The sequence below is a fragment of the Dapis brunnea BLCC-M229 genome (genome assembly GCF_050015995.1).
Lineage (GTDB): Bacteria > Cyanobacteriota > Cyanobacteriia > Cyanobacteriales > Microcoleaceae > Trichodesmium.
Genome location: NZ_JBNHEP010000171.1, coordinates 23,612 through 37,701, shown reverse-complemented (window position 1 = coordinate 37,701; position 14,090 = coordinate 23,612). Strand labels below are relative to the sequence as shown.

At 36.2% G+C, this 14,090-nt stretch carries 8 protein-coding genes and 2 pseudogenes; 4 read left to right on the top strand and 6 right to left on the bottom strand.

Annotated features, from left to right (window positions below; genetic code table 11):
* Positions 1-85 precede the first annotated feature (85 nt).
* Positions 86-472 (bottom strand): annotated as a pseudogene (locus ACP6PM_RS19680) (IS1634 family transposase); the annotation flags it as partial.
* A 268-nt stretch (positions 473-740) separates the two neighbouring features.
* Positions 741-1,696: pseudogene (locus ACP6PM_RS19675) on the bottom strand (ISAzo13-like element transposase-related protein).
* A gap of 1,402 nt (positions 1,697-3,098) precedes the next feature.
* Here ACP6PM_RS19675 and gatA point away from each other — a divergent pair.
* A complete protein-coding gene (gatA, locus tag ACP6PM_RS19670) occupies positions 3,099-4,556 on the top strand; it encodes an Asp-tRNA(Asn)/Glu-tRNA(Gln) amidotransferase subunit GatA (RefSeq protein WP_426587594.1) in 1,458 nt (485 codons plus the stop codon).
* Positions 4,557-4,766: 210 nt separating this feature from the next.
* Here gatA and ACP6PM_RS19665 read toward each other — a convergent pair whose 3' ends face one another.
* On the bottom strand, positions 4,767-5,144 hold the full coding sequence (locus ACP6PM_RS19665; protein ID WP_426587592.1) for a hypothetical protein: 378 nt from the start codon (positions 5,142-5,144) through the stop codon (positions 4,767-4,769).
* A 290-nt stretch (positions 5,145-5,434) separates the two neighbouring features.
* Here ACP6PM_RS19665 and ACP6PM_RS19660 point away from each other — a divergent pair, with 290 nt between their 5' ends.
* Positions 5,435-6,313, top strand: a complete 879-nt coding sequence (locus ACP6PM_RS19660) for an alpha/beta hydrolase (protein ID WP_426587590.1) — start codon at positions 5,435-5,437, stop codon at positions 6,311-6,313.
* 1,196 nt (positions 6,314-7,509) lie between these two features.
* Positions 7,510-8,013 carry a tellurite resistance TerB family protein gene (locus ACP6PM_RS19655; RefSeq protein WP_426587588.1) on the top strand — a complete coding sequence of 168 codons (504 nt, stop codon included), beginning with the start codon at positions 7,510-7,512 and terminating at the stop codon, positions 8,011-8,013.
* A 78-nt stretch (positions 8,014-8,091) separates the two neighbouring features.
* Here ACP6PM_RS19655 and hpsP read toward each other — a convergent pair whose 3' ends face one another.
* The 3 genes from hpsP to ACP6PM_RS19640 all read right to left on the bottom strand — a co-directional run bounded on the left by hpsP (position 8,092) and on the right by ACP6PM_RS19640 (position 10,682).
* Positions 8,092-9,276, bottom strand: a complete 1,185-nt coding sequence (gene hpsP, locus ACP6PM_RS19650; protein WP_426587586.1) for a hormogonium polysaccharide biosynthesis glycosyltransferase HpsP — start codon at positions 9,274-9,276, stop codon at positions 8,092-8,094.
* 703 nt (positions 9,277-9,979) lie between these two features.
* Positions 9,980-10,285 carry a hypothetical protein gene (locus ACP6PM_RS19645; RefSeq protein WP_426587584.1) on the bottom strand — a complete coding sequence of 102 codons (306 nt, stop codon included), beginning with the start codon at positions 10,283-10,285 and terminating at the stop codon, positions 9,980-9,982.
* A 52-nt stretch (positions 10,286-10,337) separates the two neighbouring features.
* Positions 10,338-10,682 (bottom strand): zinc ribbon domain-containing protein, encoded by a 345-nt coding sequence (locus ACP6PM_RS19640; protein WP_426587582.1) that lies wholly within the window; start codon positions 10,680-10,682, stop codon positions 10,338-10,340.
* A 1,399-nt stretch (positions 10,683-12,081) separates the two neighbouring features.
* On the opposite strand from ACP6PM_RS19640, the gene hpsE reads away from it, so the two are divergent.
* Positions 12,082-13,899, top strand: coding sequence for a hormogonium polysaccharide biosynthesis glycosyltransferase HpsE (hpsE, locus tag ACP6PM_RS19635; protein ID WP_426587580.1), 1,818 nt, complete (start codon positions 12,082-12,084; stop codon positions 13,897-13,899).
* Positions 13,900-14,090 lie beyond the last annotated feature (191 nt).

Genomic DNA, 14,090 nt, shown 5'->3' with positions numbered 1-14,090 from the left:
CCCATTTCAAACACCCTACTAACTCTATACTTTACCTTATAAAGCGACAAGTCTATTGTATATGTTTTTTTATGGTTATCCTATCTCAACTCAGAAGATAGTATCTTTGACAACTTGGAGGAAAAAACTTTAATAATTCGAGACGTTCCTCAGTTAAATTAGATATTTCTGTTACCCCAGAATTAATCAACAGATGGATTGACTGAAAACATTGAAATATCCAACGTAATGTTGGTCTATTTGTGGGACGACCTAATTGATTTTTCACAGTAGATTTCTATCGTTTTAAAGTTTGGCGTAATTGACGTTGACCCAAAGTATAGACCAACAAACACAGGCCCATAATTAACCCTAAAGCTTCAATTCTCTGGGGGGATTTGAGAAAGACACTATCAGTTAAAAACAGAGGATCTTTGAGAAATCTAAAACCCCTTTCTACTGATTGCTGCTCTTTATATTTAGACAACATTTCTGTAAACATTCAGCCGTCAGCTTGCCTCTTGCCTCCTGCGGAGGAGCTGCGCTAACAGAGGAGCTTCGCTAACAGCTATCAGCTCAAGAAAGAAAGAAGTAAGAAAAGGAGGAAGTATTGAAAAAAAAAGGGAAAAATTATCCTGCTAGATATAGCTTTCTCAAATGAATTAGAGCAGCTCTTTTTAAGCATCCCTAATCAAGATAAATTTATAGTATTCTTTTTTCACGCTTGGTACTAAGGGACTAGCAAAAAAATAGCTTACCAGTTAGATAGCTCCAATAGTAATAGTCCATTGAGGCAAAGATTCATCTGGATGCCAATCGATTTTGTAGTTGGCTAAAGCTTTAGCATCAACAGTAATATTTTTTTCGTAGCGTGTTGTGACATGTTGTATAACTGGTTTGATTCCTTTCCAAGTCATGTTACTAGCCCATGCGATCGCCGTTTCCACAGATTCTAGAATAGCGCCGTTCCAAAATTGTTCTAAGGCAGCCCAACAGCGCTCAATGGGATTATATTTAGAGTGATATGGCGGATTTATATTAGCTGAATCTGTAGGAGATATTTTTTAGAGAATTCGACCATACGCTTAATAAACTGGGTGCGGTTGTAGCGAGTGGAACTGCCTCCATCTAAAGTTAATAGCCAGAGTCTCCACCTATGGAAAGTCCAGATGATTATTAAACCACCATTGTTCCAGACAATCCACGATCTTATCAGAAGTTTCGGGTGATTCACACATATAAATGGTTAAATCATCTCTCTGTAGATTGAAAATGCCAAAGGGTAGTATGGTTGTATCCCATTGAGTATCATGGTCGTTAGCCTGGGGAGCAAATTGACGGCGGTCTTTTCAATTGCGAGAAAGGTTACCAATCTTGACCCGAGCTTTAGAATCAATAGAGAGTCGCAACATAGTATGATCCTTGTCCGCTGTCGCATTAACTAATGCCACCTGTCTGAAAATTGCATCAGTTTCGGGAATTTTCTTTAGGGGCTTTGTTTTGAGGGTTTTTTTAAGCGATAGCCCAAACGATTTAACAGTGTACCAATTGTTTGCCGAGAGGGTAGTTCTTCACAGGTATATCCCTTTTCCCTGATCAGGGCATCCCGCACTGATTGTGCACTTACTCTAGCATAGCAAAACAGAGTTTGAAATTTTGGGTCTGCTTGAGATTGTCCATCGACTAACTCCTGAATATCATCAGCTAAGTTTGGCATCACCTCTTCACTCTTTTTTCGCCCACGGCCTTGATAGTTATCTTGGTAAGGTATCCCAGTCGTCAGAGTATCTAGACCCCTCTGAATGCTCACCCGACCCCAGCCCATTTCTGTTTCTGTCTTACGAGCTGAACCACCAAAATAATCAATGGCCACCTGAGCGACAAATTCTCGCTTCTGGGAACCCGTCAACTTACGGGCTGCATCTTTGAGAGTAGCTTTGAGTTGTTCTGTTAACATCAGCATTCCCATTGAGTTGAATCATAAACTCCTCTAGTTTTGCTGGTAATCTATTTCTTTGCAAGCCCCTAAGGTATGATTTTATTCCGCTTGAGCTGACAGCTAATAGCTGAATGCTTACAAAATTGTTAATTGCTGAAAGACAAATTTTTGATATTATAGCAACGTAAGCATTCAGCGGTCAGCTATTAGCTATCAGTTTTATTACTTTTAAGGGAGGAAAAAGTAATTGAGAGATTTCAAAGAATTAAAAGTTACTGTAAAAGTCCAACGGAGATTCTCCTGAAACCACGATTCTTGGTTCACCGAGTCCACTTAAATTAGATACCTTGCGATACCTAAGCCAGAGATGGTTCTCTCCCCAAGTGTTTGCTCTATTTCAAGAGCCTGTTCCCGTATGCCTTACAGTACAATTCAAACCTCAAAAAACTTTGGTTCTCTGGTACTTGTTGCTTAGAGCTTTTCCATGTACAAGCATTACTGTACGTCCGCCCCATAACTCTAGTTTTCAAGGTGCAAACGCTGCAATTAAGTAGCTATAGGTGTTTAGAGCGGTTGAATACCTTTCCGCTATTTCCATAATGACACAAAGTCCCACTAAAAGGGGAAGACTTTAAACCCAATTTTTCGGTAACTTTTATTCAATTCAACTTGATTTTTTTCACCTTCCAAAGTATAGCAATATTTTTAATAACTTGTACTATAGCATTTTTGATTGAGATAGACTACACAAACTTTGCCTTAAAGACAGAGGCCGTAATGGAGAATTGCTGTGTTCCATTAATCTGAAAAGTCCTATAAAAACTCACAAGATTTGTGGTAAAATTCAGCTTGCGGTAATGCAGGTATATTATAGGAAGTAATTTCCTCACCCTCAGATCGTTATCACCTTTGAAAATTTAATGGTAACGTGGCTGGTTAGGATCAAAAACTCTCTAGCACAGCCAAAAAATACTCGCACTCTTAAGTTTTAAATCCTTCCGTCGCCCGACAGTCGGTAGAAGTAAAAACAAATGCTTGTGGAGGGAATCGACCGTAGCTATTAATCAGCAATGATTTTTAGTTGGGCAAACCCTAACAAGCAAGAATCTCCTGTTATATCAATAAGTATTAATGGTGAGACTGTCAAAATCTCATAGCTAAACTTTAGGAATGATGGTATATGGCATCCATTAGCGAGCTGCATCAACAACTAATCAGTAAAGAACGCTCTGCTGTAGAAATTACCCAAGAAGCTCTGGAACGCATCAACCAGTTGGAGCCGAAATTGAAAAGCTTTATCTGTGTTACAGCAGAAAAGGCCATCGCTCAGGCCCGTCAGGTGGATGCCAAAATTGCTACAGGAGAGGAAATTGGGCCAATAGCAGGGATTCCGATCGCTGTTAAGGATAATATGTGTACTAGAGGTATCCCTACTACTTGTGGTTCTAAGATTCTAGAAAATTTTATTCCCCCTTATGAATCTACGGTAACTCAAAAACTTGTGGATGCTGGGGCAGTAATTTTAGGCAAGACTAATCTAGATGAATTTGCCATGGGCAGTTCGACAGAAAATTCTGCCTATCAAGTCACTGCTAATCCCTGGGATCTCGAACGAGTACCTGGAGGATCTTCGGGAGGGTCAGCAGCAGCAGTAGCATCAGCAGAATCTGTAGTAGCATTAGGGTCAGATACAGGTGGGTCAATTCGTCAACCAGCATCTTTTTGTGGAGTGGTGGGCATGAAGCCTACTTATGGTCTGGTTTCTCGCTATGGGTTAGTAGCTTATGCTTCTTCTCTAGATCAAATAGGTCCTTTTAGCAGAACTGTGGAAGATTCTGCAATTTTATTGCAGGCGATCGCTGGTTATGACCCTAAAGATTCTACCAGTCTGAATGTCCCTATCCCAAATTACACTAAAAATCTCAGACCTAATTTAAGACCTAAAGGGCAAATTAGAATTGGTCTAATTCAAGAAACTTTTGGTGAAGGTTTAGACTCATCTGTTCTTGAAGCTTTCACTAAAGCAGTAGAAGTACTCCAAGAGTTGGGAGCAGAAATTCAGGTAATTTCTTGTCCTAGATTTCGCTACGGTTTACCTACTTATTATGTTATTGCTCCATCGGAAGCTTCCGCAAATTTAGCCCGGTATGATGGAGTAAAATATGGTTTCCGTACTCCTGAGTCGGAAAACCTGTTGAATATGTATGCCAAGACTCGCGCTGAAGGTTTTGGTTCAGAAGTTAAGCGCCGAATTATGATTGGTACTTACGCTTTGTCGGCTGGATATTATGATGCTTATTATCTGAAAGCTCAAAAAGTCCGTACTTTAATTAAGGAAGATTTTGATAAAGCTTTTGCTCAAGTAGATATTTTGGCTTGCCCCACTTCTCCAACTACAGCATTTAAGGTGGGTGAAAAAACTGATGACCCACTGAGTATGTATTTGTCTGACTTAATGACTATTCCAGTTAATTTAGCTGGTTTACCTGCTTTGAGTTTACCCTGTGGTTTTGATCGACAAGGATTACCCATTGGTATGCAGTTGATTAGTAATGTTTTGAGAGAAGGTTTACTCTTTGAAGTTGCTCATGTTTATGAACAATCTAATGATTGGTATAAACATCAAGCTCAACTTTAAAAAGTTAGTTTTTAGTTTTTAGTTTTTCTTGATGAGGTGTTAGGTGTTGATAAAGTGTATCGGTTAAAAGCCATAAGGAATCAGGATTTTATTATCTACAAAAGCTGAAGACGAAGATGAGAGCCAGGGGGTTTTAACCCCTGGCTGAAACATGAGCCACGAGGTTTCGATGGGCTAACTACTTCTCAACCATAGTCAGCAAAAAGATATTCAATAAGCTGGACAATCTTTCTTGGGATAACTAACTGTAGCCATTCCCCCTTTTTTTCTGTAGTTAGGAATCCTTGGTCTGTCTGATATTTTTCCTGAACTATAGGCAATAATAAGACCATAATAAGAGCGAAATGATTCAACTACAGTTCTCAATATTTGTTGTGCTGCTTGGGAATATAAAACTTTGTAATGATAGTTGTTTTTATAAACTTTTTCCAAGTCAAACTTGCCTAGAGTTTTGTCAGACTTAAAAAATAATTGCCGACCATAATATATTCCCATGTTAGTTAGCTTGTGAAACTCTTCGCATAAGAATGTTAAGATAGCAATTAATTCAGAATTTTTATTTACTAAAACTTGCTGACAAGAGTACATTTGAAACGAGGGTTGGAAAATTTATTGTGAGAAATAATAGCACAGGATTACTTTAGTTGTCTAGTCTAAACGACTCGGTTGTTTTCATCCCCCGTTTAAAACACGGAGACCTTCAACGTGGCTTTTCGCTCAAATAAAATACATCGGATTAAAATCCGACGAGTAGCCTTTCATCCATCGTTTAAAAGACGATGGCTTTCATGCTCCCATGTTATTTAGGTAATTAAGCAGACATAATATGATATAATTAAAAAATTTTGTTATGTGGCAATCTTACTCTTTTTTCTGTTATGAAGTGGCTTTTAATTGTTGGAATAGTTTCGGTTATCGGATATGTTGCTATCTGCATATTTCTAGTCTTAGTGCAACAGCGATTTATATTTTTCCCTAGTTCAGTTATAGAAATAACACCGGAAAATGTAAATCTCTCCTATGAAGATGTTTGGTTACCTGTCTCTCAGAAAAAAGGCAAGTTGGAACGAATATATGGATGGTGGATACCTGCTAATTCTTATATGTCAGATTTTCAAGATGTGGTGTTATATTTTCATGGTAATGGTGGCAATATAGGAGCGAATGTTGAAAAAGCTTATAAATTTCATAAATTAGGTTTTGATGTCTTGTTAATAGATTACCGAGGTTATGGACTTAGTAAAGGGAATTTTCCTAGTGAAGCGCAGATTTATCAAGATATAGAAATTGTTTGGAATTATTTAGTTAATCAACGCCAAATTAATCCGCAAAAAATATTGGTTTATGGTCATTCTTTAGGTGGAGCTATTGCTATTGAGTTAGCTACAAGACACCCACAAATGGCAGGATTGATCGTTGAAAGTTCTTTTACTTCTATGCAAAATATGGTCAATTATCAGGGTGGGATTTATAAATTCTTTCCCGTAAAATTACTACTGCATCAAAAATTTGACTCTATTTCAAAACTAAGGAAATTAGATATACCAATTTTGTTAGTTCATGGCACAGAGGATATGTCAGTTCCTGCCTATATGAGTGAACAATTATTTGGAGTTACTCCTGCTGAAATTAAAGATTTATATATAGTTCCTGGTGCAGGTCATAATAATGTTACGGCTATTGTTGGTGATGAGTATTTACATATAATTAATGATTTTATTAATCAATTAAACAATCATTTGCTCAACCACAAATAGGTTTTTTCAAGTAGCTATAAAAGCTGAAGTAGGTTAATTTTTTTTAACTAAAGCTAGTAATTTATCAGCTGTACCTTACTAGCTTGGGAAAACCTTAAATTAAGAATGAAAGTCTTGAATAAGTACCGCATTATTTTGAGTAATTGGTATTTCCTTATCCCTGTCTTTTTGTTTCAGAATATTTTTTGCATAACTACAATAAGACTACTATATTATGTCGAAAATTACTATGATTAAATTAATACCAAATTCAAATTAAGCTGCATATAATAATATTTTCATCATAATTATAAAGTATAAGTAAATCTCAAAAAGTAGACAGGGAAAACTTCACTGGGAACAGGAAATAGGGGAAAACAAGAACGCATTACTATTGGCAACCATAGTAAGCATTTAGCCATCCGCTATTAGCCATAGCATGATTAACTTATTGTGAGACAGAAGTGGAATTATTATTGATAGTATTGAGGCAAAATTAAAAGTAATTATGATAGCTTAATTACTAATCTTAGCAATTATTGCCGTCATCCTGAGAGCTGACCAGCGAGGTGGCTGAATGCTTACCAACCATCAAACAAAACTAAAGTATAACTAGTCCTCTGTTAATAATTTAGTAACTAAACCCCTACCTTTGCTATTAGTTAGTCATGCAACTCCAAGCTGTATTCAAGCTTTAATATTTATACTAAATCCAGTTTAGGGCTTACCACAAATAATTTAACTACAATCTATAATATATCAAGCTTTTGTCAACTAAGATATGTGGTCTATAGTAATCAGATTTAGTATTACTTGACAAACAGTTTCTTATTCAAAATTTTATTAGTGTTTCTCAGTTACATTGGCAATTTCAGAAAACAAAATTTATGAGGTTTTTAACTCTACTATCTAATTAGTATCTAATTAGTAAGATAACCTCAAAATATAGACATGAAAATTAAGTGATATGACCACAGAAATACCTTGACTACAAGTATTTTGCTCAACCCTCCATAAAATATCTAGTTTTTTTTATGCACAATTTCAGTACAAATTCCATATTCTTAATATTAATTTTATAAATTTTCTATAAATCTACCATGGACAAAAGGTAGTGTTGACAAAAAAATAATCCTGTGATAGAAACGATAAGCTGTATAAAGCTGTTATTCAAGATAAAATAGTACAAAAATCAACAAACAGTAAATTAGGAGACAATGCCTAAAATGAGTTTATTAAATAAGGTATTTGAAGCTTACAATGCACATCGAGTTGCATTCTCGCAAACTGAAGCAATAGCTGCTATTGCAGTATCTGCTATTGCTTCAGATGGTTATCTTTTAGAACAAGAAACAGAACGAGTTATAGTGCTTTTGTCTCAAATGGACATGTTTAAAGGCTATTCAGAAAAACAGATTACAAATATGCTCAATAGGTTGTTAAATACACTAAGCGAAAAAGGAATTAATAATTTAGTAGCTACAGCGAATGATTCACTACATCCGGAGTATAAAGAAACAGCTTTTATGCTAGCTACTGACATAATTTTAGTAGATGGAGTTTTATCTGGTAAAGAACAAACGTTTTTAACTCGTTTGTATCAGGTCTTGGAAATCTCTACAGAAACAGCTTCAGCAATTTTTCAAGCTAAATCAGAAATCCATCAAGTTACTAAAAAGAAATCTAAAAAGTATAGAATTAATCAAAATCCTGAAAAGTAGATAAAATGTAGTTTTATCAGAAAATTATCAACATATAGATATACCAGATAACTTAGGAGTAATATATTATTGATTAACCTATTTAGAGGCAATAATTTTTTCGTAAGCTTGAATAGTTTGTGTGGCGATCGCCTGCCAACTATAACTATTTTTAGCTAACTCTTTAGCATTTAAACCCCGGCGTTTCCTTTCTGCTTCATTCTGCAAAGCTGACTTAATTAAAGTAACCATATCTTCTATTTGACAACCACCCACCCAACCTGCTTCTGCACTTGCCACATCTTGACAAATATGAACCTGGTCTGAGATAACTACTGGCGTACCTGCTACCATTGCTTCTGCTACTGCAATGCCAAAATTTTCATAATAAGAAGGCAATACAAATAAGTCAGCAATTTGTAATAAACTTGTCTTTATTTCCCCTGTTACAAACCCCGTTATTTTTGTAAATTTAACAAGAGGTGAATTCTGTATTTTTGACCTAATTTTTTCCTCATAACCAGGATCTTGAGGATTTGCACCTGCTAAGATAAATTGAAAATCTATCCCTTCTGCCAATAACTTTTCTAAAGCAGGTAATAATAAATCTAGCCCTTTTTTTGGTTCAATGCGAGACATAAACAAAATCATGGGATGTTTAACTTCTATCCCATGAGATTGGAGATAATTAGCCAAATTTTCATCCTGAATATTCTCTGGAGGATTAACACCTAAAGGAATTACTAAATCTTTTGTAGATAAACCAAATCTTTCGGAAATTTTCGCCTCTTGTGTAGTGGTAAAATGAAGCCCAGCAGCATGAGCAATATTCCGCTTTTCTAACAGAGAAACATAAACTTTTTTGAGTTGTTTTTTCTTGCGTAAATCAGCGGGGTCTAAAGTTCCTAAAGGTCTTAAAATATAGGGTAAATTATTAGCTCTAGCAACAGTCGCAGCCATAGTAGTGACTGGTGAAAAAAGAGCATGAATATGAGCCAAATCAAATTCAGCAGCGTGTTGATTTAACCATTGTAATAATTGTAGAGAAAACTTATAACGACGGAACGGAGAACAACGAAAATAACGAATTTGATAACCATTTTGTGTAACAGGTCTATCAAGAGGAACATCTAAAGGTGGCTGACCAGCATCCCCATTAGAATCTGTAGTGAGAATAGTAACATCTATATTTTGAGCAGCAAGAGCAGTAGAAAGTCCGATGACCATTTGACTCGGACCGCCATAAACAAGAGAAATAGATGGTACTATTTGTAATATTCGCATAACTTTGTCCTATTCTCCTCAACTAAACCTCAAAGTTATATTGGAGGTTTTGAACCTCACTATCAAATATTCCTAACTAGAGGTAATTTTCCCAAGTTATAGATGGATGATAGCTGGGGAAGCTTTTCCTACTAAATCTACGAAATATATATTTCTAATAATCTTATTAGTTTGTTAACTTAATGCTCAATTATTCAACCTATTAGCTAATAGTTTGGCTTTTAGTTTAGCTTTAAGATATTACGATGTTTTAGGATAGCAACTTTATTTTACCATTAAAGTTCTTAGGGAACTCAGAAATTTTTTTCAAAAATTCCGACTTTGCCAATGGCTGTTTATGAATAAATCACTGAAATCCATAAACCCGATCTATTTTAGATAGAACTCAGGCTTCAGCAGTTGATGAGGATCCTTTTCCTTAATTTTTGGAAGCTATTGCTTGACATTTTTGTCATTGCATGATAAAGGAACCAGGCGCAACAGACAAATCGAAAGTCCGGTGCCTGGAAATCATCCCTTTGAGAATTTTAGGCCGGGAACTGCTAAAGGTAATACAGGCCAAAAAAGCAAAAATTTATATCTCTGAAGATATCTACTTAAGAGGCAGCGATCGCTGCTAATCGAGCAGGCCACACCTTGGAGCTTGGTCACCTCTTGAATTTTCTGCCGCATAGCAAACGATAATACCAAGAGTATTGCAAGCTCAGTGATCGCCCTGACTACACAAACGACCTAATTTTCCAGGACCACCCATTTGATTAACCTGTCCCAAAAAATTACAGGCTCGGTTATTATTTCGCTGTCGGCAGTAATAATTAATCTGAGTAATACCTGCCCTACTAGCAGTATTAACTAAGTTACAAGCTCGCGAATTTCCCTGTCCGCAGAGGATGCCTAACTTCCCACAACTGTTACTATTTCCGTCTTCGTAGCAACTGTAGTAAAGGTCGTTAAGTCGATTTGACCTTGCAGGTGATGCTATAGATAGGAGTGTAGCTACAGTCAGCACTGCTCTATAAAACCGATATAAAACGTCACATTTTCATGTTTACTTCTTGCTTCTACCGAGGCCGTCGGCGGTTTCTCATCCACAGGCATTCACGGTCGTTCGCCGAAGGCGGAGCGTAGCTCTCACCGACCGCATCTCTCAAATTTATACTGGCGTTCAAATCTCTATCTATTGACAACCAACACTCTGGGCAATCATAAGTTCTCAAATACAATGGCATATCTTGAACATGACCACAGTTAGAACAAGTTTTTGATGATGGAAAGTTACAGTCGATGAGGGTATCACTACCCTTCACCTCTGTTTCAAAACCGGACTTGAGAGTTTCCAGCTCCCAGAGGCTCCTAATAACTAAGGTTACTTCGAGGTTAGGTTCACATTTTCCCTTACTTCCCACCTTGATTTCCAGGGTTCTAGGGTTGAGGCCACGCTAATATTATCATCTTTGGCATGATTGCCGGGAGGTTTATTTCATCTAAAGAGTCTCCTGCTCTCGGTTTGGTTTTAATACCGCGTCTCGGCTTTTTGGTTACTGATATTACCGCCTACCTTAATTACCTCCCCACGTCTGCGTCCATTCGAGCATTACTCCAGGCTGGCTTTTTGGGGAATCCTCCACCCTGTTCGACATTGGTTAAGCTTTCCCTACTCTTAAAGAGAGTCGAAAAGGGGTTACTTCGTTCCCTGATATCATTTCACGTTAACTTTAGAATTCTCATCGTTTAATTCCACTGGTTTTCCAGAATTATCAATTGTGAATGAATCAGACTTACCTTTTTTCTTAAATCACTGATAACTGATAACTGATGAGTGAAATGATATTCTCTACTTTAAGAATAAGACTTTAGACACAAATCTTAGGTAAAAGTCTATCTATGAAGCACTAGGCAAATAGGGCGCGGAAATTTATAGAACCCATTTGAGATCTATTTAAAAAGAGATGGTTAGGTGGGGAGTATTTTCAACCTTTTTCCCTTATACCTTCCCTCCATCTTCTGACTCGTGACTCCTGACTCCTAGTAAAAAACGTGGGTCGCTGACAAAGATACGCTTAGGGGTTCTATAAATGCTAACTTAATCCGGAATTACTTCTGTATCTCACCAATCCGACGGTTCCCCTATCCGACTTCTAACTTGCACATAGCACTATATTCGTCTCTCCGTAATCTTGGCTTGATGTTATTTTATTTACTTTTATTGCAAATATGACCAAATGTTGTTGTAATTCTAAAGAAAATATTAATCCTATTAATAGGCTCTACCTTAAAAAAAAAAAAAAGTCAAGCTTTGTGGCTAACAATTTTTAATAAAATGACTAACCTGAAGAACAAAGACACTCAGGTATGTAACAAAAATTAAATATTAAGTCTCTTCATAGAAAATTCATAAATTTCTGGGAAATCTTTACCGATTCTTCATAAAAAACAGGAAATAGGGGAGTATATTATCGGATATAAGACAAATAAAAAATCTGACAAACACTCATACAGTTATGGACTAGTTATCGTAACTGAAGTATAGATTAGAACATTGTTGAATAATCATCACTATAGATTACTCACGTTTTTCTTCTGTTTACTCCTGATTGATTCTGTCTTTAACTTTGCTTCGCTTGCTGTATTGTGGCTTGTTTTATGAGTTTTAGAGTTAGTTAGTCTTAATTTTTTGAAAAAATTGCTATAAACGCCAATAACTTAGGCGAAAGATAAATAATTCACAAATTACTTAGTTATTTTGTAAGTACAAATACTAGGTAGGAAGATCAAAAAAACTGTAGTTGAGGTGCAAAATTAAATATGAAAGGGGTTGATTTCACAGTTGCTATCCCTACTTATAATGGGGAAGACCGTCTACCAGAAGTATTAGACAGATTAAAATTACAAATAAATACCGAGAACTTCTCATGGGAAGTAATCGTAGTTGATAATAACAGCACAGATACCACTGCTCAAGTAGTAGCAGCTTATCAAGCTAAGTGGCCTAAATTCATTCCATTGAGATATGCTTTTGCTCCAAAGCAAGGAGCTGCATTTGCCAGACAAAGAGCAGTCGAAAAAGCCAGAGGAGAATTTATTGGTTTTCTAGATGATGATAATTTACCCGATCCTGAATGGGTAGCCCAAGCTTATACTTTTGGGAAAAATAATCCTCAAGTTGGTGCTTTTGGCAGTCAGATTCATGGATACTTTTTTGAGCAAAATTCAGAATCAGAACTTCCAAAAAGATTTAAAGAGATAGCTTGTTTTTTAGCAATTATAGAACGAGGTAGTAAGCCACATTTATATGAGCCTAAAAAGAAAATGTTACCTCCTGGTGCTGGAGTAGTAGTTCGTAAACAAGCGTGGGAAGAAAATGTGCCAAAAACATTGTTCTTGAACCATACTGGCAAAAAGGCAGGATTAGCCTGTGAAGATTTAGAGGTTTTAATACATATTCAACAAGCAGGCTGGCAAATTTGGTATAACCCAGCAATGGTGGTTTATCATAGGATTCCTAATTCCCGACTGAAAAGAGATTACTTACTAAGCCTACTTCGCTGTTCAGCTTTGAGCCGAAATCATTTGAGAATGATGACTCTTAAAAGTTGGCAAAAACCTTTGGCTTTGCCAGCATACATGGCTAACGACATTCGGCGATTGGTACTTCACCTGATGAAAAAGGGTAAGTCAATTCAAACAGATACTGTTACAGCCTGCCAGACAGAATTTTTGTGGAATACGATCAAAAGCCCGTTCTTCCTATGGGCTAAACAACTAGAGTCTCAAGCTAAAGCAAGAAGTTACCTACCACTTGCTAAAAGTGAAGATTGGTTAGAGACTATTGCCACAACTTTTGAAGAACAAAACTTTTGCCTTTATACTCAAAGTATATTTCCCATTAGCAAGCAAAATTTAAACACTAAACATTCAGAAATTTTGCTGCGAATGAAGAATAAAAAAGGGCAAATTATATTACCTGGAAAGTTTATACCAACTGCTGAACGTTACAATTTGATGCGAACTATTGACAGATGGGTCATTCGCCAATTATTTACTCGACTTTCTCAGACTGCTAAAAGCAATAGTAATTGTGTATATGAAATTAATCTCAGTGCAGCTAGTATCAATGATGAAACATTCATATATTTCTTGTCTCAGCAGTTTGATCTCTATGAAATTTCCCCAGAAACAATTAGTTTAGGAATCAGTGAAAGTATTGCTATTGCTAACATGAAGCAAGTGGCAAAGCTAATTAGTGTTTTCAAAGAAATTGGTTGTCAGTTTACCTTAGACCATGTTGGTCGTGCCAAATTAATGCCTGATTATCTCAAACAATTACCTATAGATTATCTGAAAATTGATGGTAAATTAGTCAAGGGACTTAGTAATAATCAGAAAAATATTAGAGAAATAGAACAAATCCATAATCTAGGTTATACATTAGGTATTAAGACTATTGCAGAAACTGTTGAAAACAGCAAGATAATGGAAAATATTAAACTCATAGGAGTGGATTATGCTCAAGGATATGCCATAGATTATCCCCAACCTTTATTTGCTCGAAAGAAAATAAACATGGAGAATTCCAACTTAAATACAGTTAATTCTTGGAATCTACAACCAGCAATGACCTAATTTTTCTGAGATAAATCGGCGGTTATGGTCGGTGAAGCAAAGGTTAGGATAGAAGGAATTAGAAGTGAACACGATCAAAATTTTGGCTATCTAAAGTTATGGTTTTGGCCTCACATCCTAATCTATACTTCACTTCAATTGCTATAAATACAAGACAAGTTACAATCGACAATAACTTTAATAACTTTTTA

What these genes read in the sequence shown, in the direction of transcription:
- hpsE (WP_426587580.1), top strand. Translation starts at nt 12,082, where the DNA reads ATGAAAGGGGTTGATTTCACAGTTGCTATCCCTACTTATAATGGGGAA.
- gatA (WP_426587594.1), top strand. Translation starts at nt 3,099, where the DNA reads ATGGCATCCATTAGCGAGCTGCATCAACAACTAATCAGTAAAGAACGC.
- hpsP (WP_426587586.1), bottom strand. Translation starts at nt 9,276, where the DNA reads ATGCGAATATTACAAATAGTACCATCTATTTCTCTTGTTTATGGCGGT.
- ACP6PM_RS19665 (WP_426587592.1), bottom strand. Translation starts at nt 5,144, where the DNA reads ATGTACTCTTGTCAGCAAGTTTTAGTAAATAAAAATTCTGAATTAATT.
- ACP6PM_RS19660 (WP_426587590.1), top strand. Translation starts at nt 5,435, where the DNA reads ATGAAGTGGCTTTTAATTGTTGGAATAGTTTCGGTTATCGGATATGTT.
- ACP6PM_RS19655 (WP_426587588.1), top strand. Translation starts at nt 7,510, where the DNA reads ATGCCTAAAATGAGTTTATTAAATAAGGTATTTGAAGCTTACAATGCA.